Annotated in this window: 26 protein-coding genes; 19 read left to right on the forward strand and 7 right to left on the reverse strand. The window is 37.8% G+C overall.

Going from position 1 to position 24923, the window contains the following annotated elements:
- Positions 1-102: 102 nt before the first annotated feature.
- The 5 genes from MKY88_RS06985 to MKY88_RS07005 all read left to right on the forward strand — a co-directional run bounded on the left by MKY88_RS06985 (position 103) and on the right by MKY88_RS07005 (position 4562).
- The gene (locus MKY88_RS06985; protein ID WP_291757987.1) at positions 103-1176 is read left to right on the forward strand and encodes a PhnD/SsuA/transferrin family substrate-binding protein; all 1074 of its coding nucleotides are present in this window, start codon (positions 103-105) and stop codon (positions 1174-1176) included.
- Between the two features lie 83 nt (positions 1177-1259).
- Positions 1260-2063, forward strand: coding sequence for a phosphonate ABC transporter ATP-binding protein (gene phnC, locus MKY88_RS06990; protein ID WP_340813244.1), 804 nt, complete (start codon positions 1260-1262; stop codon positions 2061-2063).
- Positions 2020-2835: a phosphonate ABC transporter, permease protein PhnE gene (gene phnE / locus MKY88_RS06995; RefSeq protein WP_340813245.1), complete on the forward strand. Its 816-nt coding sequence runs from the start codon at positions 2020-2022 to the stop codon at positions 2833-2835. The genes phnC and phnE (MKY88_RS06995) overlap by 44 nt, the downstream gene beginning before the upstream one ends.
- Positions 2836-2845: 10 nt before the next feature.
- Positions 2846-3652: a phosphonate ABC transporter, permease protein PhnE gene (gene phnE / locus MKY88_RS07000; RefSeq protein WP_340813246.1), complete on the forward strand. Its 807-nt coding sequence runs from the start codon at positions 2846-2848 to the stop codon at positions 3650-3652.
- Between the two features lie 175 nt (positions 3653-3827).
- Positions 3828-4562, forward strand: a complete 735-nt coding sequence (locus MKY88_RS07005; protein WP_069480645.1) for a hypothetical protein — start codon at positions 3828-3830, stop codon at positions 4560-4562.
- Between the two features lie 74 nt (positions 4563-4636).
- Here MKY88_RS07005 and MKY88_RS07010 read toward each other — a convergent pair whose 3' ends face one another.
- Positions 4637-5008, reverse strand: a complete 372-nt coding sequence (locus MKY88_RS07010; RefSeq protein WP_008174304.1) for a hypothetical protein — start codon at positions 5006-5008, stop codon at positions 4637-4639.
- 364 nt (positions 5009-5372) lie between these two features.
- On the opposite strand from MKY88_RS07010, the gene MKY88_RS07015 reads away from it, so the two are divergent.
- Positions 5373-5903 carry a hypothetical protein gene (locus MKY88_RS07015; protein WP_340813247.1) on the forward strand — a complete coding sequence of 177 codons (531 nt, stop codon included), beginning with the start codon at positions 5373-5375 and terminating at the stop codon, positions 5901-5903.
- Between the two features lie 15 nt (positions 5904-5918).
- Positions 5919-7472 carry a flotillin family protein gene (locus tag MKY88_RS07020; protein WP_193831352.1) on the forward strand — a complete coding sequence of 518 codons (1554 nt, stop codon included), beginning with the start codon at positions 5919-5921 and terminating at the stop codon, positions 7470-7472.
- Positions 7473-7511: 39 nt separating this feature from the next.
- Here the strand turns inward: MKY88_RS07020 and MKY88_RS07025 are convergent, their stop codons facing one another.
- The gene (locus MKY88_RS07025; protein ID WP_193831353.1) at positions 7512-8057 is read right to left on the reverse strand and encodes a GNAT family N-acetyltransferase; all 546 of its coding nucleotides are present in this window, start codon (positions 8055-8057) and stop codon (positions 7512-7514) included.
- 15 nt (positions 8058-8072) lie between these two features.
- Entirely contained in the window at positions 8073-8897 is an 825-nt protein-coding gene (locus MKY88_RS07030) for a methyl-accepting chemotaxis protein (protein WP_193831354.1), read from the reverse strand.
- A gap of 293 nt (positions 8898-9190) precedes the next feature.
- Between MKY88_RS07030 and MKY88_RS07035 the strand changes: the two genes are divergently transcribed.
- Together MKY88_RS07035 and MKY88_RS07040 are read left to right on the forward strand one after the other, a co-directional pair.
- A complete protein-coding gene (locus tag MKY88_RS07035) occupies positions 9191-10393 on the forward strand; it encodes an MFS transporter (protein ID WP_340813249.1) in 1203 nt (400 codons plus the stop codon).
- Positions 10394-10413: 20 nt separating this feature from the next.
- Positions 10414-11139 carry a sulfite exporter TauE/SafE family protein gene (locus MKY88_RS07040; protein ID WP_340814805.1) on the forward strand — a complete coding sequence of 242 codons (726 nt, stop codon included), beginning with the start codon at positions 10414-10416 and terminating at the stop codon, positions 11137-11139.
- 272 nt (positions 11140-11411) lie between these two features.
- On the opposite strand, the gene MKY88_RS07045 is transcribed toward MKY88_RS07040, so the two are convergent.
- From MKY88_RS07045 to MKY88_RS07055, 3 genes are all read right to left on the reverse strand, one after another.
- The gene (locus MKY88_RS07045; protein ID WP_083244627.1) at positions 11412-12194 is read right to left on the reverse strand and encodes an enoyl-ACP reductase FabI; all 783 of its coding nucleotides are present in this window, start codon (positions 12192-12194) and stop codon (positions 11412-11414) included.
- Between the two features lie 148 nt (positions 12195-12342).
- Positions 12343-12942 carry a hypothetical protein gene (locus tag MKY88_RS07050; RefSeq protein ID WP_340813250.1) on the reverse strand — a complete coding sequence of 200 codons (600 nt, stop codon included), beginning with the start codon at positions 12940-12942 and terminating at the stop codon, positions 12343-12345.
- A gap of 135 nt (positions 12943-13077) precedes the next feature.
- A complete protein-coding gene (locus tag MKY88_RS07055) occupies positions 13078-13326 on the reverse strand; it encodes a ferredoxin (RefSeq protein WP_004232564.1) in 249 nt (82 codons plus the stop codon).
- A gap of 106 nt (positions 13327-13432) precedes the next feature.
- Here MKY88_RS07055 and MKY88_RS07060 point away from each other — a divergent pair, with 106 nt between their 5' ends.
- From MKY88_RS07060 to MKY88_RS07090, 7 genes are all read left to right on the forward strand, one after another.
- Positions 13433-14461, forward strand: coding sequence for a helix-turn-helix domain-containing protein (locus MKY88_RS07060; protein ID WP_340813251.1), 1029 nt, complete (start codon positions 13433-13435; stop codon positions 14459-14461).
- Entirely contained in the window at positions 14462-15904 is a 1443-nt protein-coding gene (locus MKY88_RS07065; RefSeq protein ID WP_340813252.1) for a RecQ family ATP-dependent DNA helicase, read from the forward strand. It begins immediately after the preceding gene.
- Positions 15905-15990: 86 nt separating this feature from the next.
- Complete coding sequence (locus MKY88_RS07070) at positions 15991-16713, forward strand: LysM peptidoglycan-binding domain-containing protein (protein ID WP_340813253.1); 723 nt, start codon at positions 15991-15993, stop codon at positions 16711-16713.
- Positions 16714-16859: 146 nt separating this feature from the next.
- On the forward strand, positions 16860-17615 hold the full coding sequence (locus tag MKY88_RS07075) for a metallophosphoesterase (RefSeq protein WP_193831360.1): 756 nt from the start codon (positions 16860-16862) through the stop codon (positions 17613-17615).
- Positions 17616-17728: 113 nt separating this feature from the next.
- Complete coding sequence (locus tag MKY88_RS07080) at positions 17729-18694, forward strand: YpdA family putative bacillithiol disulfide reductase (protein WP_069480654.1); 966 nt, start codon at positions 17729-17731, stop codon at positions 18692-18694.
- Positions 18695-18751: 57 nt separating this feature from the next.
- A complete protein-coding gene (locus MKY88_RS07085) occupies positions 18752-19312 on the forward strand; it encodes a glycerol-3-phosphate acyltransferase (RefSeq protein WP_083244628.1) in 561 nt (186 codons plus the stop codon).
- A gap of 4 nt (positions 19313-19316) precedes the next feature.
- On the forward strand, positions 19317-20858 hold the full coding sequence (locus MKY88_RS07090) for an aminotransferase class V-fold PLP-dependent enzyme (RefSeq protein ID WP_328202455.1): 1542 nt from the start codon (positions 19317-19319) through the stop codon (positions 20856-20858).
- A gap of 28 nt (positions 20859-20886) precedes the next feature.
- On the opposite strand, the gene MKY88_RS07095 is transcribed toward MKY88_RS07090, so the two are convergent.
- On the reverse strand, positions 20887-21855 hold the full coding sequence (locus tag MKY88_RS07095; RefSeq protein WP_069480656.1) for an asparaginase: 969 nt from the start codon (positions 21853-21855) through the stop codon (positions 20887-20889).
- Positions 21856-21939: 84 nt separating this feature from the next.
- Between MKY88_RS07095 and prsW the strand changes: the two genes are divergently transcribed.
- The 3 genes from prsW to MKY88_RS07110 all read left to right on the forward strand — a co-directional run bounded on the left by prsW (position 21940) and on the right by MKY88_RS07110 (position 24845).
- Positions 21940-22620: a glutamic-type intramembrane protease PrsW gene (prsW, locus tag MKY88_RS07100; RefSeq protein ID WP_069480657.1), complete on the forward strand. Its 681-nt coding sequence runs from the start codon at positions 21940-21942 to the stop codon at positions 22618-22620.
- Between the two features lie 89 nt (positions 22621-22709).
- Entirely contained in the window at positions 22710-23546 is an 837-nt protein-coding gene (sleB, locus tag MKY88_RS07105) for a spore cortex-lytic enzyme (protein WP_193831363.1), read from the forward strand.
- Positions 23547-23561: 15 nt separating this feature from the next.
- Positions 23562-24845: a PepSY1/2 domain-containing protein gene (locus MKY88_RS07110; protein ID WP_069480659.1), complete on the forward strand. Its 1284-nt coding sequence runs from the start codon at positions 23562-23564 to the stop codon at positions 24843-24845.
- Positions 24846-24923 lie beyond the last annotated feature (78 nt).

A 24923-nucleotide genomic window follows, 5' to 3' on the forward strand; every position in this document is an offset into this window, starting at 1 on the left:
TATTATTTTACCAAGTAGAAACATTAATTTACGCGCTATTAACACTAGGAAAATATTTACTGTATATACTGAAAAAGCATTTCAAAAAGGGAGGATAACATTTTGAAGAAACTACTATTTTTCACGTTAACATGCATGCTTGCTGTGTTCCTAATGGCATGTGGAAATGAAGCTTCGGACACATCAAAAGATAATAAAACGACAGATGTGGCTGCAGAGGCAAGTGGCAATGAGTCTATAGACAAATTATCGATTGGCTTTGTACCTTCTCGTAATCCAGATGAAATTATTACGGCAACGGAACCTTTAAAAGGTTTATTAAAGGACGAGCTTAAGAAATTAGGTTTTGATGTAGGTACAATTGATATTACCGTTGGAACTAATTTTGAAGCAGTAGGGGAAGCCTTGTCCGCAGGAACTACAGATATTGGCTTAATTCCTGGAGGGACTTATGTGTTATATGACGATGGCGCAGAAGTGATTTTAACTGCTACACGTGCTGGATTAAATAATGATTCTGATAACCCAGTGGAGTGGAATAACAATAAACCAACAGCACCAACAACAACACAGGCTACATCATATAGGGCCATTTTAGTGGCAGGTCCATCAGAAAAAGGCAAAGCATTAGCAGCGAAAGTGAATAATGGTGAAAAATTAACGTTTGAAGATTTAAATAATGTAACTTGGAATGTTATGTCTTCTTCTTCACCAGCAGGCTATATTTACCCTACATTATGGTTACATGAGAATTTTGATAAAACTATTCCTGATTTAGCAAAAGTTGTTCAAGCTGATTCTTATGGTAATGCTTTTGGACGTTTAGCTGCTGGACAAACAGATGTCTTGGTCACTTATGCAGATGCACGTCGTGATTATGAGGAAAGCTGGCAAGGGGATTTCGGACGCACTGCTTCCATTTGGGATGAGACGGACTTAATCGGGGTAATGCCTGCCATTTATAACGACACAATTAGTGTAAGTAAAAATTCCAAGGTCATGACTGACGACTTGAAGAAGGCAGTTCAGCAAGCCTTCATTAATATTGGTAACACAGATAAAGGTAAGGAAGTAATTGCTATCTATAGTCATGAAGGCTATCAGGAGGCAAAAGACAGTGACTATGACAACGAGCGTAAGGCACAGGAATTAGTGCAAAACCTCGGTTCGAAATAAGGGAATGAAGAATCTGCGTGGCCTGCGGTTTACTCGCAGAAAGCAGATTCTTCTTTTATCTTTTCTAGATAGGGAGCGGTTCAATGATTGAGTTTAAAGAGGTAGAAAAACGTTATCCGAATGGCTATCTTGCCTTAAATCACATTAATCTACAAATTGAGCAGGGCGAATTCGTGGCCATCATCGGTTTGTCGGGTGCTGGAAAATCAACATTATTACGCTGTATTAATAAAATGCACGACATTACTGAAGGTACATTGCGTGTCAATGAAGTCAATGTGCAGCAATTGAAAGGTAAGGGCATACGTCATTTACGCAGAAAAATTGGCATGATTTTTCAATCTTTTAATCTTGTGACACGTGTGTCGGTCTTGAAAAATGTGCTCGTATCCTTTGTACCGAATATGCCAGCTTGGCGAAAAATTTTTGGCATATTTACGCAAGAAGAAAAGAGACAAGCATTAATGGCACTCGATCAAGTCGGTATTTTGGATAAGGCTTATGTGCGTGTCGATCAATTATCTGGGGGGCAACAACAGCGTGTAGCATTAGCTCGAACACTTGCACAAAATCCACAAATTATTTTGGCGGACGAGCCAGTAGCATCACTTGACCCTGTAACAGCTAAACAAGTTATGGACGATTTTAAACGAATTAATCAAGAGTTACACATGACTATTATTATTAATATTCACCATGTTGACTTGGCATTAGCCTATGCAACACGCGTTATTGGTGTGCGGAGCGGTGAAATTGTATTTGATGGACAGGCAAGTGAAATAACGGAGGAAACGCTTGCCTTCATTTATAACACTACGAACCAAGGGAGAGGCGAAACGGAACATGCCATGGAAGATGCTATCACCGAAAAAAATAGTTTTGCCTAACGGAAAAGTAGTGTTGGAGAAACGCTCCTTCCTGCCTGTTTTGTGGCTATTAATACTTGTACTACTTTTTCTTTCAATTCGTATTACTGGCTTTAGCATAGAGGTGCTTGTCAATCGAATTCAAGAGTTTTTTGTCATCCTACAGCAGATGATTCCACCTAATTGGGACTACTTATCAAAGCTATGGCAACCGCTATTTGATACGATTAAAATGTCCTTATTTGGCTCTGTAGCTGGTGCTGTAGTTGCGTTACCTGTTGCCATGCTTGCTGCAACTAATATTACGAATAATAAAGGAATCGCCATGGTAGCTAAATTTATGTTAAGTCTACTACGGACGTTGCCGACTTTGATTGTTGCCTTAATAGCGACGTTTATTTTTGGCCTCGGAACGATGGCTGGTACAGTGGCGATTTTTTTATTTACTATAGCGTATGTAGGGAAACTATTATACGAACAATTAGAAAATGCCAATATGGGGGCATATGAGGCAATGCATTCAATGGGCCTTACAACAATTCAAGCATTTCGCTATGCGATTATGCCGCAAATTTTACCCAATTATCTCTCCACCTCGTTATTTTGCTTTGAGGGAAATGTTCGTTATGCGTCGATTTTAGGGTATGTAGGTGCAGGAGGAATTGGGTTACTTCTGAATGAAAGTTTGGGGTGGCGAAGCTATGAGAATGTGGGGATGATCCTTCTCATGCTGGTTTGTACGGTTTTTCTAATTGAAACAACTAGCGAGTATTTCCGCAAAAAATTAATGTAGAGGTGATGTAATGAATGCTATCGACAAGCAATTACAACTACAACCAAATCGACGCATGTCATACATCATGACAATGATCATACTTAGTTTATTATTTATTTGGTCTGTAACAGCCATTCATTTCGAGAATGTTTCGGCAAGTGGTACGAAAATTGCTAAAAATATCTTCGTAGGCTTGTTGAATCCTGATTGGTCATTAATAATGAATGTGACAACTGAGGGTATACCCTATTTATTAATCGAAACAATGGCCATAGCGTTTCTAGGTACAATTGTAGGGGCATTGCTAGCGATCCCTTTAGCCTTTTTATCCGCTTCAACTATTGTGCCTAAGCCTATTGCATTTATTGTTCGCTTTCTATTAATTATTATTAGAACCATACCGGCCATCGTCTATGGACTAATGTTCATTCGTGTAACAGGCCCTGGACCATTTGCAGGTGTACTGACTATGTCATTAACGTCTATCGGAATGCTGTCAAAGCTATATGTGGATGTTATTGAGGACTTAGATAAAAGTATACTAGAGTCGATGGAGGCAATTGGTTGTACGTTAATGGAAAAAATTCGTTTTGGTATATGGCCACAGCTGACGGCGTTATTTACATCTATTGTCATTTATCGCTTTGATATGAATTTGCGAGATGCAACCATACTCGGTTTAGTGGGTGCAGGAGGCATCGGTGCACCACTTATTTTCGCTATGAATTCGTACAAATGGTCAGAGGTAGGCGCCATCTTATTAGGACTTGTTGTCCTTATTTTACTAGTGGAGTATATTTCAAATCGTGCACGTACAAAACTGGTCAAAGGATAAAATTTTTTAAAAATGCCAGCTAGTAAAAATCCTGAATAGTATCGACTATTCAGGATTTTTGATTTATTCTTATAAAAGAGGAATTTTCATTGATTATAAGTTTTTTACTTGAAAAAATACCGTATTCGATTTATTGTCTTTAGAGATACTTGTTTATGGACTTGGAGGATATGGAATGCACGGAATTTATATACGCTATAATGTCTCAAAAGAAAATTCAGCAGCAAAATGGCCCAAAAAAATGGATGCATTTGCTTATGTTCAACGAGAAAAACCACAACAAGATAATGACAACTTGCTGTCACCAGAAGAGCTAAAAAACCATGCAATTCGTTATATTAAAAGCTTAAAAGACAATGCAAGTGAACATTTAGTAGAGCAACGCAACGGCGAAATAGAGCATTTTGATCGCCGCTATATGGAATCCTTAAAATTAAAGGAAAGCATCGATTCACAGCTGATTAATCTAGAAGAAATCCGTTTATTGCTGCAACTAATGAATGTTTTAAATTTATCGCATGCCTTCGGAGAAAATGCTGGAAAGCTTCTACGTCAAATTACACCATATGCAAAAGAGGTAGAGCATCCAACATTCCAAACTACTCGTGTTGAGCGCCATTTTTATTCAGAATTAATCGAACAAATAGAAGTTATTTACACACGCATTATGCGTCAGCACAACCCATCAACAACGGAAATGCAACATTCAGAAAAGCTCTGGACAACAGTCTGTGAGCAAGCAATAGAAAAGGTAGAAACCCGAATTGAACGCTTATCTTCTATCAAATTAAAACATGAAAACAATTTATTAGAGTTTAATCATTTAAAACAACAAAATATCGAGGCAAAGGAACGCCTAGATTTAGCCGTTCATGAATTGGATGAGATTTTAAATGTACTAGAATCTTAAAAAAGCATGTCTACCGATTGGAATTTCAGTCGGTAACATGCTTTTTATGTTATAGATAATAATGAGCGCACTCTTTATTTTTTCTCAGGCTGATCGCGTTTAGATTGGCGCGAAATACGTAATAAATCCAGCCCAAGCAATACAATAATGATATAAAACAGTGGGCTAGTAAATGATAAACCAATTTGTGACTGACCACCAAGTAATGTTAATACAATCCATAATCCAACTGTATATAGAGTCAAACCAACATAGGCCTTCTTAGACATCTTTTTATATTGACCTTTATCTAAGGCTAGCTGTATGATCACTAGCACGACCAATATGAGAAGAATTATCTTTTTAGTCAAGATAGATGCAATCGTTGTGTCAGGGAAGAAATCATTTACAAATAATAATGTGAAAAATACTAGAATAAAGAAATTTAAGATCGTCGAGAGCTTCATGCTATATCTCCTTAGTTGCCATAATCCTTTCTATTGTAACATGGTTCTATTAGATGGGAATGAATTTATGTTATATTAGCGGGAAAATTATAAATTGAGTAAAAATATGAAAAGATAAGCCTCAATAATTTTTTGAGTCTGCGGTGCAAGGGCAAAATAATGCTATAAGCTAAATGAACCTTACACCTCTTTATCGTGAATAGAAGCTCCCTTGGTACACTCCTCAATCTAAACTTTTATGATTACGGCACTCATTCACTATAAACATGTAAAAATAGGAAAGTATTAAAAGTTTGAAAATTTTTGAAACTTTTCCTGGGTGGCATCCGTATAGTAGGTAATATGATGAAAAGGGGTGAGCAACTTGACGCTATTTGGCTATTCACTCGAGCAAATCTTTTTGGTGGTTTTGATTTTTGCTGGTCTTGCCACAATACTAGTTATGTTTTTTGGTGATGCAGTCGAAGGTATTGGGGAAGGACTGCCCATTTTTAATCCGAGTGTCATTCTTTCTTTCATTACGTTGATGTCTGCAGCAGGATTTATTTTAGAAAAGCTAGCCTGGTTCTCTAGCGTTTGGAACATTATTGCTGCATGTATCATCGGCGCTATTTTAAGTACTTTATTTTATTTATTTATTCTCTTTCCACTACGGTCAGCGGATGTTTCATTAGCTTATACGGAAGAATCACTAGGGGGGCAATTGGGCAAAGTCATTGTACCAATTCCTGTAGATGGGTTTGGAGAAGTTGTTATCGAAACAACAAGTGGTATGATTTCGAAACGGGCAACAGGTTACGATAATGAAGCCATTGACTATGATGAAACTGTCCTTATCGTGGACGTGAAGGAAGGTACACTTTTTGTTAGAGCATATGAGAAAAAATTTGTCTAAAGGGGAGATATGTCTATGTCAATCGATATTCTAATTGTTTTAGGAATTGTAGCATTTGTATTAATTGCACTAGTAGGTTTATATGTAACAAAATATAAAACAGCAGGTCCGGATGAAGCACTGATTGTGACGGGTAGCTATCTCGGCTCTAAAAATGTACATAAAGATGAGTCGGGCAATCGCATAAAAATTATTCGCGGTGGTGGTACATTCGTATTCCCTATTTTCCAACAAGCAAAGCCATTAAGTTTACTATCTAGCAAACTAGAAGTAACAACGCCTGAAGTGTATACGGAGCAAGGTGTTCCTGTCATGGCTGATGGTACAGCCATTATTAAAATTGGTGGTTCTATTTCAGAAGTTGCGACTGCAGCAGAGCAGTTTTTAGGAAAGCAAAAGGCAGAGCGTGAAGGGGAAGCACGTGAAGTGTTAGAAGGTCATTTACGTTCAATTTTAGGCTCCATGACGGTTGAGGAAATTTATAAAAACCGTGATAAATTCTCACAGGAGGTTCAACGTGTAGCTTCTCAGGATTTAGCTAAAATGGGTCTTATCATTGTTTCCTTTACGATCAAGGATGTACGTGATAAAAATGGCTATTTAGATTCACTTGGTAAACCGAGAATTGCACAGGTAAAACGAGATGCTGATATTGCGACAGCGGATGCGGAAAAAGAAACACGTATTAAACGTGCAGAAGCATCGAAGGAAGCGCAAAAGGCAGAGCTAGAGCGTGCGACAGAAATTGCAGAAGCGGAAAAAGAAAATCAATTAAAGGTTGCTGAATTCCGCCGTGAGCAAGATATTGCCAAAGCACGTGCTGACCAAGCCTATGAGCTCGAAACAGCTCGTGCTAAACAGGAAGTGACAGAGCAAGAAATGCAAATTCGCATTATTGAGCGTCAAAAGCAAATTGAATTAGAGGAAAAAGAGATTTTACGTCGTGAGAAGCAATACGATTCTGAGGTGAAGAAAAAGGCTGACGCTGATCGTTATGCGGTGGAACAAAATGCCGCTGCCGAAAAAATGCGAGAGCTTGCACAAGCAGATGCAGAAAAATACCGTATTGAATCTTTAGCAAAAGCGGAAGCGGAAAAAATCAGATTAGATGGTCTTGCCAAAGCTGATGCAGAACGAGCACAAGGGGAGACAGAGGCAGATATTATTCGTCTTCGTGGTCTTGCGGAAGCTGAGGCTAAACGTAAAATTGCCGAAGCCTTTGAATATTATGGTCAAGCAGCTGTACTGGATATGGTTGTGCGCATGATGCCAGAATATGCAAAAGAGCTAGCGAGCCCGCTTGGTAATATCGATAAGATTACAGTCGTTGATACTGGTGGTGGAGAAGGTAGTGGCGCCAATAAAGTAACGTCTTATGCTACTAATTTAATGTCTACGCTACAAGAAACGTTAAAAGAAACTTCTGGTATTGATGTGAAGGAACTGATTGAAAGCTATGCTGGTAAGCATACATTGCGTCCGGAATTAGAGCAAATTGCTCTAGGGCTTGAAAAAAAACAAACAGCGGTTGAAGCTGAGGAAAAGAAAGAAACAGTAGAACAACCATAAGTAAATGCGACCTGATGATTCATGCATCAGGTCGCTTTGTTATTTTTGTTGCTGCCACTCACTTAGAAGCATGCCATATACAACATGATCTACATAATGATCATACAGCCATTCTGCTGCTCGCAGGGTGCCCTCTTTTATGAAGCCGAGGCGTTCTGGGATAGCGCTGCTTTTTTCATTGCCAACAGCCACTCGAATTTCTACTTTGTGAAGGTGTAATGTTTCAAAGGCATATTGTAATAGAGCTTTTACAGTTTTGGTCATAATGCCATGCCCCTGTGCACCTTCACTAAGCCAGTAGCCAATCGTGCCGATTTTATTAGTTGGATGAATAGTATTAAAGCCAGCGATGCCGACAATTTCATTTTTAAAGAGAATGACAAGAGAAAGGCTATTATTAGCTTCAAACCCCTTAATACAGCCTTCAATATAGGCTATTGTATCTGCTACTTCCTTTGTATAGTCTAACCATGGAAGCCATTCCTTTAAATACGATCTTGAAGCATTAGTTAATGCAAAAACTGCGTCTGCATCCTCTAGGGTAATTGTACGTAAAGATAAATCATCGTTAATGTAAATATCCACCTCATCACCTCCTTATTATTTTAGCGCATCATGCATGAAGCCTTTCATCTCTCGGCTAAGCACTGTCAGCTCTTCGATAATTTCGCTAAAATCTTGTACGAGCTGTGCTTGTTCATTCGTTGCATCATTGATTTGACCCATATTTTGTTTTAAATTTTCAAGATTTCTATTAATATTTCGTAAGGAAGCTTCGATATTTTCGGTTGCGCTAGATGTCTCAAAGGACAATTTCCGAACCTCCTGAGCCACAATATTAAAGCCAGCACCATGTTGCCCAGCTCTAGCCGCCTCAATGGAAGCATTTAAACCGAGTAAATTGGTTTGGCGAGAAATACTTTTAATGAGATCAGTCACGTCATTTGTTTTTTCAGAATCCTCTAATGCATGTTGTGCTTGCTTATTAATTTCCTCACTAGTAGCTGCTAATTCCTCTGAATGGGAAGCGATTGTATGTACTTTATCCTGAAGATTGTTGACGATATTGTCCATTGTACTCATATAATCTTCGAGTTTTAGTTCATTATCAATAGGTAGTCCGAAAGCCAATGCCCCTACGACTTGACCGTTTTCACGTATGGGAAAAGAAAAAGCATTGATGGCTACGCCGTATACATCCTTAGGAATGACCACATCTGCATTTTGTCCAGTAAAGGCAATGTAAACATTCTGATCATTAGCATTTACTTTTTGTCCATCATGGTAGCCTGAATCCACACGTTTACCTGCTAAATATTTGATGACTGTTTCACTTTCCTTTTCAATGACAGCAACAATAGCTTCTTGTTTTAATGCTAGATGAATATAAGGTGCTGAAAGGGCTAAAGCTTCAATAATTTTCATAAAATTTCCTCCAAGTCTAGTCAATGAAAAATGGTTGGCTCATCTGTTTTCATTATGACAATGGTGCTAGATGATTGCTTTTAATGTAGCACAATATTTGCCAAGTCAAAATAGCAAATTCTAATTTTATTTTTTGTTGAAACTAGAAACTCTCTCTTTTTTATTGTCAATGAAAATTAGTGATTTAGTGGAAAAAAATAGGGCGAGTTTGTCCAATTTTTGACGGAGAGTCGTGTTTTTTATGGAATATTGTATTAGAATAATAGATGTGTAGAAATGAAGGAGAGATTTTCATGGAATATATACAAAAGGGGACGAAGTCTTTTCATAAAGCAAATTGGGCTTTGTTTTTAGCAGGCTTTATTACCTTTGCAAATTTATATAGTACGCAACCATTATTGCCAACCTTCGCGGAAGTGTTCAAAGTATCTCCAGCGATTGCTAGTTTATCTCTTTCAGTAACTACCTTTGCTTTAGCGGTGAGTTTAGTTATTGTTGGTTCATTATCAGAGGCATGGGGAAGAAAATCGTTAATGACCATTTCTATTTTTGCTGCCTCTATCTTTACACTTGCGCTAGCATTTTCTCCTAATTTTGAAACAATAATTGTGCTACGTGTTCTGCAGGGTATTGTTTTTGCGGGACTACCTGCCATCGCTATGGCCTATTTGGGAGAGGAAATGGAGCCAGCAAGTTTAGGGGTAGCCATGGGTTTATATATTAGTGGAAATTCAGTAGGTGGTCTTAGTGGCCGAATAATTATCGGAACATTAACGGACCACTATAGTTGGCATATAGGGATGTTTATCCTAGGAGGAATCAGTTTACTTGTAAGTGTATTGTTCGTCTGGATGCTGCCTGGCTCCAAACATTTCAGCCCCCGTCCCTTACAAATAAGGGCATTATCGAAAACTCTTTTTCAACATTTGAAGGACCCTTCGATGCTTTGTCTATATGGGATTAGCTTTGTTTTAATGGGGAGCTTTGTCACTCTTTATAACTATATAGGCTTTAAATTAATGGCAGCTCCCTATAATCTAAGCGCCACAATTGTTGGCTGGATATTTGTTATATACTTAGTCGGCACGTTTAGCTCGGCGTGGTTTGGCAGTTTAGCTGACCGTTATGGGCGACAACGCATGCTATTACTAGCGATTTCCATTATGTTAACAGGTGCCATCTTAACGCTTCATAGTTTACTATCTTTAAAAATAATCGGGATCACTGTTTTTACCTTTGGCTTTTTTGCAGCTCATTCAATTGCTAGTGGCTGGGTAAGTAAACGGGCATCTCATGATAAAGCACAAGCGTCCTCGCTCTATTTATTTTTTTATTATTTCGGCTCTAGTGTTGGAGGTACTGTAGGTGGGGTATTTTGGATGAAATATGGTTGGGTAGGTGTGATAGCAATGATTGCCGTATTTTTAATGATTGCTTGTGGCCTATCATTTTTATTAAAAACTATTATTGCTAGACAAAGAATTACAACCACTTAATGATGTGAGGTGTTGTTTTGCTGGAACTTACCTTTTATTTTTTTATTATTTTAACCGCAGCCATTTTGCAAACAAGCACGGGATTCGGCTTCTCTATTATGGCTACACCATTTTTACTGTTGCTTTTTTCACCACAACAGGCGATGCAATTAAATATTATATTATCCCTTGTTATTTCATTTTCGTTGCTATGGAAGGTTAAAAAAGATATTGAGTTCGCGTTGCTTAAAAAGATTATGATTGGGAGTATTGTAGGCGCACCTGTTGGTAGTCTATTATTTGCCATCGTGGACGTCACTACATTCAAGCTGCTCATAGCAGTTCTTTTAATTGGGTTAACAATTATGCTTATAAAGAACCTCTCCATTCAACAAACAAATGGAAGAGATTATGGTGTTGGCTTTATATCAGGAATGTTTACAACAAGTATTGGGATGGCTGGACCACCACTGCTCCTCTATTTTGCAAGCACACATAAAAAGAAAGAAACTATTAGGGCAACGTCACTTGCTTATTATATTTTTATTTATTTGATTAGCTTACTATCACAATTAATAATCGAAGGTACAAGTAAAACCGTTTGGCTCAATAGTTTATATGCCTTGCCGATTGTATTGATTGGTCTGATTGTAGGACAACTATTATTTCGCAAGCTCAATCAGAAGCTATTTTTAGTATTTATTTATGTACTATTAGTAGCCTCTGGTATTATGCTATTTATACAATCCATTTGGGCGATGCTATAAACGATAAAAAGAATGGAAGATTTAGTCTTCCATCCTTTCTCACTGTAGACAAACTCTCACTGAATTTTGAGATTGCCTACAGTCTTTTTTCTTTTACAATGAAACGAAGTAAAGCCATTGATTTCCACTACGGGCGGACGCTTTCCGCAGGTGGAGTTGAGCCTTAAGAAAGTAACTCCGTTCGAAGAGTTTTTTACAAAAAGTTTCAAACATGAAAGTAGGAAGATAAATGAAAAAAAGATGGAAGAGACCTAGTCTTCCATCCTTTTTTATTAACCCATAATATTGTAGCCAGCGTCGATGTAAATAGTTTCTCCAGTGACACCACGTGATAGGTGAGAGAGCATAACAATTGTCATATCGGCTACTTCATCTTGTTGAACATTTCGTTTTAAAGGAGCTGTTTCCTCGATTTTGTGTAAAATTGTATTAAAGGAAGGTACACCTTTTGCAGCAAGTGTACGAATAGCACCAGCTGAAATAGCATTTACGCGAATATTGTCTTGACCAATATCAGCAGCAAGATAGCGCATAGAAGCTTCTAATGCAGCCTTTGCTACCCCCATCACATTATAGCCATCAAGCACTCGTTCCGCACCTAAATAACTCATTGTAACGATAGAGCCACCCTCTGTCATATACGGATGAGCTGCTTTTGCTGTTGAAATTAGTGAGTAGGCACTTGTATCTTGTGCAAATGCATAGCCTTCACGTGTTGTTTCTAAGAAGCGGTTGTGTAAATCTTCAGCATGAGCAAAAGCTACTGAGTGGACAATACCATGAATAACGCCAACCTTTGCGCCAATTTCATCAAATGCTGCTTTTGTACTTTCATCACTATTAACGTCACATTGAACAACAAGGGAATCAGTTTGACCAATATTGTCTAATTGCTTTTGTAATTTTTTCAATGAGCGTTCTTGACGATAAGTGAAAATAACATTTGCACCCACATCAAATAAACGTTTTGCAATACCCCATGCGATACTACGATCATTCGCTACACCCATGACAACAATATTTTTATCTTTTAATTGTAATAAATTATCCATCATTATAAAGAACTCCTTTGTGAGATAATATCTGTTATTAGTACCAACTACTAAAATCTTATCATACATAAAAAACTGTTGCAATAGAGTAGCCGATTATCGGGCAAAAAAAATTCATCTCTTCTATGTGAGAGACGAATTAAAAGTCATTCTAATGAGCTATATAATCTTCATACATATCAACTGCTTGATAAACAGCACTATTGATAGTGATTCTAAAGCAATTTTGGTTACGAATGGTTTGGGCAAGAATTTTGATGGCTCTTGTTTGGTCTCGATGGAAAGGCGTGTTGTCCATTTGAAACCCATCATCTAAATATGCGAGAAAATAAGGTTTGTCTTCCTGCGAATTTAATAAATCTGCCTCAGTACTTTTACCAACGGTCTTATAAACCCATAAATCAATGGCATTTCCTAATTGGAACGCAGCAAAATATTGTAAATCATCATTATTACACTGAGTTATTTTTTGAATTATTTGAATTTTTTTGAGCTCTTCCAGCAAAAATGTATTAATAGAATAGTAGATGGCTTTAGAGGGATTGAGTATCAGTTCATCGGTATGTTGAGATTTTAAAAAAACCCAATTATTTAAAACAATGGCCCATGAATCGAGTGTATTCAAACATTTCGCATAAACCTGTGGAAAAATCATTTGCCATTTTGCCGCAAGATTTTTAAATTGATCAATATGATCTTGATCGATATGAAATAAACTATGCTCTACTTGTAACTGCTCAAACATCATCATTCCTCCAATAGATTGGTCCGTATAGAAAAGAGCTATTCGATGGATTATCATGTTGCAAAGGTTAGCAAAATATTTCATCCAAAAGAAAAGGCACCCATTGAAGGATGCCTTTTGGGTATACATACAAATTAAAGACTATTCGAATTTTAATGAGTCACCATCAAAAGTTTCATCTGCTACTTTGATAGAGTCAGTTGGACAACCTTCAAAAGCGTCTTGCATATCTTCTAATAGATCTTCTGGCACTTCAGCAGTTCCCATGTTATCATCTAAAATAACGAAGGCAATACCTTCATCATCATAATCATAAATGTCTGGCGCTGCGGCTCCACATGCGCCACAAGCGATGCATGTATCTTTATCAACTATTGTGTATTTAGCCATTTTATTCTCTCCTTTAACGATGTTCCTACAAAGCTTCATACTCATTTTAAAGATGTTTATCTTACATTTCAACTTAAATACTATTAAATTGGAGGAATTTGCGTCAATGTTTCATCAAATTCTATTGCAAATCTTTCAAAAACTCAATACGGAACGGACGATTTCGGCTGCCTATCATGTCCTGAGAGGAAAGCGTTCAGGTCAGACCATTCAAGACATTGGTCTTTTTCAATTGCATCAATATTTTGGCTTATTACCTAAATTACCACGGACTACCTTTGATGAGGCTGTAACGTTATTTATGCAAAATAGTTGGTTAAAAGTGCAGGATTCTGGTCATTTTTACATGGAAAAGCTAGGTATACAGCGAGCACAACAAACCCCAACATTTTTCTTTGATGGATGGCATTATCGAGGAAACGAACATGTGTTTTTTGCACGTCTTTCATTAATTGTGCAAAGTTTGTCACATCAAACTTCAGCTGTTCGTTCTTTTTCGCCCATCAGTAGAGATCCTGTGATTCAAACTTGGGTGCGATCCTTTTTGCAGGATCATCATTACCTACAAGGTCATTTACAACAACAATTATTAAATGAATGTACCAGTGTGTTAAAGAATCTTCCAGTTCCAGATGGTAGCAAACAGCTTGTCCTTTACCGCTTAAGTGGATATCGCTTACCTGGATGGACATGGCAACAGCTTGCCGATAAACGGAAGGAAACTGTGCTTGATAGTCAATTAGCTTTTATTGAAACACTACATAAATTATTAAACGAAGTGCAACAAAACAATGATTATCCAATGCTTAAACAAGTGTCACAAGGACTAAGAGTGAAAATATTGCTAACCGATTCTGCACAGCAAACAGCACAATTATATGAACAAGGTTATTCAGTTGAACAAATAGTGAAAATAAGAAAACTGAAGCAAAGTACTATTGAGGACCATTTTGTGGAATTAGCGATGTATGAACCGAACTTTTCTATTGGTCCATTCGTCTCCTATAAGGAAGCTGAAAAAGTTTGGCAGGCATCGAAGCATTTTCAAACGAAAAAATTGAAAATCTTACATGAGGCTTTAAAGGAATTGAGTTATTTTCAATTAAGGCTTGTCCTTGCGAAGGGAGAAGTATAAATGGAACTGGAAGAACTATTGCATAAACATTTTGGTTACTTATCATTTAGACCAGGGCAAAGGGAAGTCATTGAAGCAATACTTCAAGAGAAAGATGTAATGGCCTTATTGCCAACAGGAATGGGAAAATCACTGTGCTATCAGCTCCCAGCCTACATTTTAGAAAAGCCTGTGCTAATCGTTTCTCCATTGCTTTCTTTAATGCAAGATCAGGTAGAGGAATTAAAACGTTTTGGGGAAAAGAGGGTTGTCGCCTTAAATTCCTTTTTATCCCTCACTGAAAAACGGCATGTATTACATTATTTAGAACAATACCGTTTTATTTTTACCTCACCAGAGATGCTACTTCAACAGCAGGTGCAAGAGAAATTAGCGCAAGTAAAATTAGGTTTAATCGTAGTGGACGAGGCTCATTGTATATCGCAATGGGGCTATGATTTTCGACCAGATTATTTACGGATAGGTGAGTGGCTATCGAGGCACAATCGTCCTCCACTGCTAGCACTATCCGCGACTGCAACAAGTAAGGTCATGCAAGATATTCGAGAAACATTATCGTTAAAGGAACCATTTGAATTTATGTATAATGTTGATCGACCAAATATTCATTTAGGACGCATTGTTCTAGAGGATAAGGCAGATAAATCGAGCTGGCTTATGCGGCATGTCAAAGAAACTGCTGGCCCAGGTATACTATATGTTTCCTCACGCAAACGAGCGCAACAGTATAGTGAGGCATTTTTACAAGCGGGTATTCGTACTGCAGCTTATCATGCAGGTTATGGGGCTGAGGATCGCCAATTTATTCAGCAGCAGTTTATTGATGGCGAATTGGACTGGATAGTGGCAACAAATGCTTTTGGTATGGGGATTAATAAACAAGATATTCGTCAGGTCATTCATGAATCGATGCCTGCTAATATTGCAAATTATATGCAGGAAATTGGTCGAGCAGGTCGAGATGGTGAGTCTGCTCTTGCCATTTTACTCTATAGTGATGGTGATGAAGAGCTAGCGAAGTTCGTTGTTACAGGTGATCTTCCGAGTCCACAGCATGTTGATCGCTATGAGGAACTTCTTTCCCAGCAGGTACTGCCAGCACAGATGTTAAAAAATGGGGACCTAGGTGAGACGGCATTTCGTGTGTTAGACTATTGGATGCAACAAGAAACGAAGGAGCAAGTAAAGGCTCGACTAAATCATTTAGCCCTAGAAAAATACCATGCAGTCGATGAAATGTTGAAGATTATACAGACAAAAGACTGTATTCGTGAACATCTTGTCGGGTATTTCGGGCAAAAATTGAAAAAAAAACCGGAAAACTGTTGTGAAAATTGTGGAATCCATTATGATGAAATCAAGAAAGAACGCATAACAGCCGAGAAAAAAATAGAAATGATTTCGTGGGAACGTCGATTGCAACAACTTTTACTGGGTAATTAGACTAAAACTGACGGTCATTTACTTTTTTCGTAAAATTCGTCATAATAGAATGACAGAAAGCGTAGTAAGGTTTGGGGGAAAGACGAATGAGTAAAGAAGATTATCGCGATAAAATAGAAGAACATCGTCAATCATTTGAAGATGAGCAAAATGAACAGCAAACTTTGTCGAGAGTTTCAAGAATGAATAAAAATGGAGATAAAAACAAAAAGCCTAAAAATCCGAAACGGAAGACACCGTTAATGACTATACTTTTTGTTATATTTATCCTTATCCCATTAACTATTCTTGGTTATTTTTGGAAGTTTTATGAACCAGGGAAATCAATAGAGCAAGCTGAGAAGGATTCAGCTGAACAGGTCGTTGAAATGGATTCTTCAGAGGCATCAGCTTCTGACAAAGACAAAAATAAAGACAAAGGCGATGAAGCTGATCAAAAATCAAATGAGCCATCTAAAGAAGATGCTGATAAAGTAGCGGTAGATCAAAAAGCTGCTGAAGAAGCGAAAAAAGCACAAGAGGCAAAAAAGGCTGAAGAAGCAAAAAAAGCGGAAGAAGCACGTAAAGCTGAGGAAGCAAGAATAGCTCAGCAACAGGCAGCAAAAAAGGCTGAAGAGGCTAGAAAAGCAGAAGAAGCGAAACAAAATGCTAAAGCTAGTACACACACTGTCAAAGCAAATGAGAACTTATTCCGTATTGCATTAAATCATTATGGTGATGGTAGTGAAGCGACGTTAGCTAAAATTCGTGCTGCTAATGGTATGTCTTCAAATACCGTTATGGTTGGGCAAGTAATTAAACTTCCTTAAATAAAAACCATATAATGGTCATATAGTTTAGCAAGTATAAAATAAAGGACAAACGTTCACACCAAAACGTACGTCTGATTTAGCAAAAAGACGATTCTTCATAAGAAACGAATCGTCTTTTTGCTGTCGTAAGGAGAAGTGAGAGAATGCTTTATATAGGGCTATTGCTTATCATAGTGGTCATCTTTTTGCTTTATATGTGGAAGATGGCACATGAGAACAATGTTTTACATCACCAGCTACTATTAAAGGGAGAGCCGGAAAAGGTACGTTTATTTTTTATTTCAGATGTCCATTTGCGTAAAATTAATAAAAGAATGATTGCACAGCTAACAGAACACTTTGATGCGGTCATTATTGGTGGAGATTTAGCAGATAATCGCACACCCATTTCACGTATTCATGAAAATTTACAATTATTATCTTCCATTGGACCTACTTATTTTGTATGGGGAAATAATGATAGAGAAGTGGGTGAAGATCGGCTGAAGAGTATTTTGCAGCAGTATCATATTCAAATTATTGTCAATGATGCGGTGCTGTTACCTACAAAAAACCGCTTCTGGCTTAGTGCAATTGAGGATACAACAGTGAAAGAATATAGCTTTGAAAAGGCCTTTAAAAAAGTTGGAGAGCATGATCTAGTTGTTTTTATTGCGCACAATCCAGAGGTTTTTGCGAAAGTCCGTGCCAAGTATCGTGCTAATTTAATGATGGGTGGACATTTACATGGAGGGCAGATTCGATTTGGTCCATATGGTGTCCATCCCCATGGTTCCTATCGAGAGCGAGATGGTGTCATGACTTTAGTAAGCAATGGCTATGGTACTACATTATTGCCAATGAGACTTGGTGCCAAACCACAATGTCATATCATCGACATCGATATTTCAAGTAAATAAACAAACAAAACTTGCTAGAAGGCGTATAATATAAAGGAATCGTCTATTTTCATAATGGATGTAAGCAAGGAACAGCAACTAAAGCTGTCCAAATTCGATTGGAGTGTCAAGAAATGCAGCAAGCAGATGCCATTATTGTTGGAGGAGGCCCATGTGGTTTAGCAGCAGCAATAGCTTTGCAAAATATTGGATTAAACCCCATTGTCATTGAAAAGGGTAATATCGTCAATGCGATTTATCATTATCCTACACATCAAACTTTTTTTAGTACAAGTGAACGATTAGGAATTGGCGATGTGCCATTTATTATTGAAGGACGAAAGCCCAAGCGGAATCAAGCGCTTGTTTATTATCGAGAAGTTGTTCGATTAAAAAATATTCAAGTTAACCGCTTTGAAAAAGTACAAAGTGTCGTGAAAAAAAATGGTATGTTTACTGTTACTTCAGACAAGGATCATTATGAAACACCTAATGTCATTATTGCGACAGGCTATTATGATCATCCTAATTTTCTAAATATCACTGGTGAACAATTACCTAAAGTTTTCCATTATTTTAAAGAGGGGCATGAATTTTTTGATACGGATGTTCTTGTTATAGGAGGCAAAAATTCAGCTGTAGATGCAGCGTTGGAATTAAATAAAGCAGGTGCTCGCGTAACGGTTGCCTATCGAGGAAGTGAATACTCTCCAAGTATTAAGCCATGGGTATTACCTGAATTTGAAGGGGTAGTCAAAACGGGAGAAGTTGACATGCATTTTAATACGAATGTATTAGAAATTCGTGAGCATGAAGTAGTCTTAGAAATAGATGGCCAAGAAAAGGTGTTGAAAAATGATTTTGTCTTTGCCATGACTGGCTATCATCCTGATCACTCCTTTATTAAAGCTATGGGTGTAGATATTGACGATGAAACGGGCCGCCCTTATTTTACACCAGAAACGATGGAAACGAATGTGGAAGGCTTGTTTATCGCAGGCGTAATTGCCGCAGGAAATAATGCCAACGAAATTTTTATTGAAAACGGGCGTTTCCATGGGGATTGTATCGCTCAAACTATTGCTCAAAGAAAAGGATAATGGTGAGGCTGTATAGGCATGTAGCTTATACAGCCTTTTTAGCAAGGAGGAACATGATTGATTGGTTTGTATTGGCTCTTCAGTTATTTAATTGGAAACTTCATGACAGCATTTTTCGTTGGAAAGATATATGGTGTCAATTTGCAGGAAGAACGCAGTAAAAATTTGGGTGCGCGCAATGCGGGGAGCGTCCTTGGCAAGAGGGCCTTTCTTCTGACATTTCTAGGCGATGCCTTGAAGGGTGTGCTCGTGGTAGGCTTAGGGCGTTTATGGTATTTAGAAGAATGGGTCATTGTTAGTGGTGCAGCCTGTGTCATTGTAGGTCATTTATATCCTTTCTGGCTAAAATGTAAGGGAGGAAAAGGAGTCGCAACTTTTATTGGAGTTGGTCTCGCTCTATCACCCGGCTTGTTTTTATGGATGATTGCAGGTACTGCGGCCGTACTGATATTGACAAGGAGCTTAACATTAGGCATGGTTGGTGGTTTTATCTTTTATATTGGCGCCATCATACAAACAGGCCAATTAAAGCCCTATGCACTTTTGATGATTGCAATCGTGTGTATGCTCATAAGACATATGTCTAATATTAAGGAGTCATGGAAAAGAGGGAAGTAAAGAGATGTATTGGTGTAAAATAGCTCAAACAAATGAAGAGTATGAGGCGATTGCGCGATTGAATTATGAGACATTTGTGGAAGAAATTCCACAGCATGAGCCAAATACGCAAAGACTAAAAATTGATCGATTCCATCAGGAAAATACATATATAGTGGTGTATAAAAAAACAGAATTAATAGGAATGGTCGCATTTAGAGATCAAAGACCCTTTTCAATTGATGAAAAAATTGGTAAGGTAGAGCGATTTTTACCGAAAGAGGTTTGTGACAAGGTTTGTGAAATACGTTTGCTTGCTGTGAAAAAAAATTATCGAACTGGCCGAGTCCTATTGAAGCTTACACAAGCTTTAAACACATTTGCCTATGAAAAGGGCTACACGGCAGCCGTAATTTCAGGAACAACCCGTGAAGAAAAGCTCTATAAGCAAATGGGTTTTCAACAATTTGCTCCAGCTGTTGGAACAAAGAATGCCCAGTTTTTACCTATGGTGCTTACTAGAAATGTATTTGAACATGACCTACAACGTAGGCTTGCAAAAGATGATTATACTTTTTATCCTGGACCAGTTAAGCAAGTAGAGACAATTGGTTATACCAATTTATCGCATCGTTCGCTAAGTTTTAAGGCAATCTATGAACGAGTACAGCAAAAGTTACTACATTTAGCGAATACCAAGCATGTTGGAATAATCGTTGGAACTGGAACAGTGGCCAATGAAGTGATGCTTGCTCAATTACAGGCACAGCAATTAGGAAAAGGTCTTATTCTAACAAATGGAGAATTTGGTGAACGGTTGAGAAAACAAGCAGTCCGTTGGTCATTAGATTTTGATGTCGTTGAACAAGAATGGGGAACAATATTTGATTGCGAGAAAATAGCGTTATTACTAAAAACTGGAGCATATCAGTGGATGTTGGTAGTGCATGGGGAAACCTCGACGGGGACTTGTAATGATTTAGATGGCCTTAGTCAATTGGCAAAGTGTTATAAAGTGAAGCTATGTGTAGATAGCATCAGTACGTTCGGTGCTATGCCATTTTCGCTACAGGACTGTTATTTGGCTACTGCAGTGAGTGGGAAAGCAATTGGGGCAGTAAGTGGGCTAGCATTTGTATTTTCACAATACTTAGCGCAATCCGCTCCTACATTGCCTGCATACTTGGACTTAGCAAATTACCAGCAAGGTGCTATACCTTTTACGCTTCCAGCCGTGTTGCTCGGTAATTTAGATGAGTCTTTACAAGCCTATCCTGTCCGCTATGAGCAGCTACAGCAACGTTTTGAGGCACTACTGCAGCTACCATATATGCACCTTCAATTACCAACAACTCGGTACCCAATGCTTATAACCATTCAACTGCCAAACACACTTTCAAATCTACACATCGATTTAGCCTTAAATGGACTATTGGTTCATGGTGATAGCCCATATTTGCGACAAAGAGGATTTCTTCAATTCGCTGTCATACAGCCCGATTTCGAAGAAGCTCTTGTACGTCTTAATGAAATGCTGCACTATTATGAACAAATAATCGAGGCATAAGCAAGTGCTCAATATGAATACATTGACTTTACAGGAAAAAATCCTTTAAATTTAAAGGCTTTCCAGTTGTGTTAAGTCCAATTAATAATTTTAATCGTGCCTTTTGTCCATTTATTCCAGTGGCAAATATCGCACCTAAGTCTTCCAGCATTTTACCGCCACCAATATATCCATAGACACCTTCTGCAATTCCATTAAAGCAGCGGGAAACGAGGATTACAGGTATATTTCGTTGGATCAGACTCTCAATGCCTTTAACAACAGAAGGAGGGACATTTCCTTGACCTAATCCTTCAAGTACAACACCTTCATATTTACATGCGAGCACAACATCTAGTAAATCTTCTTCCATACCAGCATAAACTTTTAACATGGCTACGCGTTTAGATAAATTATTAATTTCTACATATTGACGACGAATTGGTGCATGATGGAATAAAATACGTGATTTTGTAATAAGCCCAATTGGTCCATATTGTGGAGATTGGAAGGTATTGACTGAACTTGTGCTCGTTTTCGTTGTATTGACGGCAAGATGTACCTCATCGTTCATGACAACGAGAACGCCTTTGTCGCGTGCTTCATCATCGACTGCTACTCGGATTGCCTCCATTAAATTATAAATACCATCTGCTCCAAGCTCATTGGATGAGCGCATCGCACCTGTCAATACAATGGGGATAGCTAAATTTGTTGTCAGTTCTAAGAAATAGGCAGTTTCTTCTAATGTATCTGTACCATGTGTAATGACAACGCCATCGATTTGCTTTGCTGTGGTGTGCTCCATAATCAAGTTGCGTAATTGAAGCATCTCTTTTGGCGTGATATGCGGAGAAGGTAGATTAAAAGCTTCTATTTCAATAATGGTCGCTAATGAATTAAGTTTATTACTTTCTTTCATGAGTGGATTTTCTTTATTGGGCATAACCGCTCCTTCAGCACTCATCGCCATGGAGATTGTGCCGCCAGTATGAATTAATAAAATTGTTTTTTTCATAAAAAATAAAATCTCCTTTTAAAAAGTTTTTTTGTCATTACATGGTATAATAATAGCAGTCTATTGTTGAAAGGAGCCGGCATCATGATCATTTTATTATCTGCTGCCATTGCTCCCGGTCTAGCGCTTTTTAGTTATTTCTATTTGCGCAATCAAATGGCTACGGAGCCAAGAAGAACTTTATTACAAACATTTTTATACGGTGCATTTTTAACGTTCCCGATTCTGTTTTTACAGTATGTACTAACAGAGGAAGGGGTTTTTCGATATTTTTACCTTCAAGACGTTCTTTTTTCTAGTATTGTTGAAGAATTTTTTAAATGGTTTGTGCTATTAATTGCCATCTACAATCATGTTGAATTTGATGATCCATATGACGGTATATTGTATGGGGCAAGTATATCACTTGGTTTTGCCACAATAGAGAACGTACTTTATTTATTATCCTTTGGCTTGGATACGGCATTTATGCGCGCCTTATTGCCTGTATCGAGTCATGCATTATTTGGCGTAGTAATGGGCTATTATTATGGACGTGCTAAGTTTTCAAAGCTTGCCAAGACGAAAGAAATGATTGCTATGGCGCTTTGTGCACCAGTGGTACTTCACATTCTATACAATACAATATTATCATTTAAAGGTCACTGGATTTATTTAATGATTCCTTTTATGCTGTTTTTATGGTGGTTTGGCTTACGAAAAGTGAAACTAGCGCATTTTCATCTGGTACAACATTTGCATATGCATAAAAAATTTAAAGCGTAGAAATCGTCAAGATTTCTACGCTTTATTCTTTTTTATCATGTATAAATTGCCTCTTTTGTTTCAAGCTATAAAAAAAAGGAGTGATAAAAGTGCGTTTAGTAAGCATACTTTTTGCTTTGATATTAGGAATTAGTATAATTGCGATTCCTCAAAATGAAGTGATTGCCTTTAGTGACCAGCAAATTACTCGTGGTGCCTATGGAGATGATGTCATTGAATTGCAAGCAAGGCTACAATACTTAGGTTTTTATAAGAGTAAAATTGATGGGAAATTTGGCTATAACACATACTGGGCATTACGTAATTTCCAAGAGAAATATGGTTTACCAGTAGATGGTATCGCTGGAGCGAAGACCAAAAAAACTATAGCTGGCTATTCTGATTACGATGAAAAATGGGTGAAAGCGCAATTAAATGCCGGTAATCAATTTACCTATTATGGTGGTGTTCCTCTTGATCAGCAAGTGAATAAAGGTACTGGTACAGGTAGTGGTGCCGGTAGTAGTGGTGGAGGAAATAGTAGTGGCACTACTAATAACAATGGAACACAAACTCAAGTTCCTCCTAAATATACAGAGCGTGATTTACAGTTAATGGCAAATGCTGTGTATGGAGAAGCAAGGGGAGAGCCATATGAGGGACAAGTCGCAGTAGCAGCAGTTATTTTAAACCGTTTAGAAAGTCCCGATTTCCCAAACACAATTTCTGGTATTATATTTCAACCTTTAGCGTTTACAGCTGTAGCAGATGGGCAAATTTGGTTAGAGCCTAATGATAGAGCAAAAGAAGCTGTTATTGATGCAATGAACGGCTGGGATCCATCTGAAAATGCTTTGTATTATTTCAATCCGAAAACAGCAACAAGTAAATGGATTTGGTCACGTCCACAAATAAAACAAATTGGAGAGCATATTTTCTGTTCATAGAAAGGAGGAACATAGATGAAAACTTGGCTCGTGGTCTTAACGATAGCTGTTATCGGGTTAGGGGCATATAGTATAGATTTACATGGTGATAAAGAAGATTTACAACGTACTGTTCTAGCGCAGTATACAGATAAGTTAACAGATGCATCTGAAAAACTATCTCATCTACAGCGATCAGTATCACAATCCCTATTGTTTCAAGATGAGCAAGCCATTCACAGTGAATTAGATTCAGTTTGGCGTTTAAGCTCAGAAGTTCGTTCTTCAATTGCGAATATTCCGATAGGGCAAGAACTATCCAATGAATGGATGAATTATTTAGGGCGACTTGGCGATGAAGCGAAAAGAACTGCAAAAACAGGCGATTATGAAGCTTGGCGCGAAAAAATGCCACAGGTCTCTACGAATTTACAAGCTCTTTCTGATGATTGGTCAGCTGCAACCGTTGATTTTTATAAACATAATGGAAAAATGGATGTTTGGCTACAGCAAGTGGATAATAAAAATCCAAACACGAATTTTGATAAAGTGAAAGACACGTTAAAAGGTTATGGAGAAAAAGATTTTCCGCTGACATTATCTGAGTCAGACTGGCAGAAAAAAATTGAGCTAAAAGCATTACAGGATGCTGAAATTACAGAAAAAGAAGCGTTGGAAAAAGTGAAATATTTATTCCCAGTTATTAAAGACGCAACATTTACTGTCACAAAAAGTAGTGACACCGCACCGTATCCTTTCTATCACATACAATTCCATCAAGGGATTCGTTTAGGGTATGTGGATTTAACGGTAAAGGGAGGGCATTTACTGTCCTATTTAGTGGAACGTCCTGTCGATGAAGCGAAGCAGTCGCAAGAGGAAATCCTCAAAAAAGCCGAAGAATACGTCAAGAAACTAGGCATGAAAGATGTGGCCTATGTGGAATCACGTGAAAATCACCAGGCATGGCATGTAACGTTTGCCCGTGTACATCCCGGAGATAATGCATTAATTTATGCGGATGGTGTTCAACTTAAATTAGCTAAAGATACGGGTGAGTTATTAGGTGCAAACGCGATGGAATACATTCAAGAAGAAAATATTAAAAAGCAAACAGCGAAACCGATTGATTGGAAAACATTCTTCCAGGATGATATTCAAGTGCAAGAAGTAAAAAATATTTATACAGATAATGGTGAATTTGAACAACGTCTATGTTATGAGGTCATTGCATTGCGTGATGGTAAAACACAAGAAACATTTAGAATCGTCATTGATGCAGAAAATCATAATGTTTTAAAAGTGGAATATTTAACTTAATAATAAGAAAATACTACCAATTTTTATAGCCAAAATTTATATCTCATGAGATAATTAAACCATATTTTTTGTACGGGG

The organism is Lysinibacillus sp. FSL R7-0073, assembly GCF_038009065.1.
GTDB lineage: Bacteria > Bacillota > Bacilli > Bacillales_A > Planococcaceae > Lysinibacillus > Lysinibacillus fusiformis.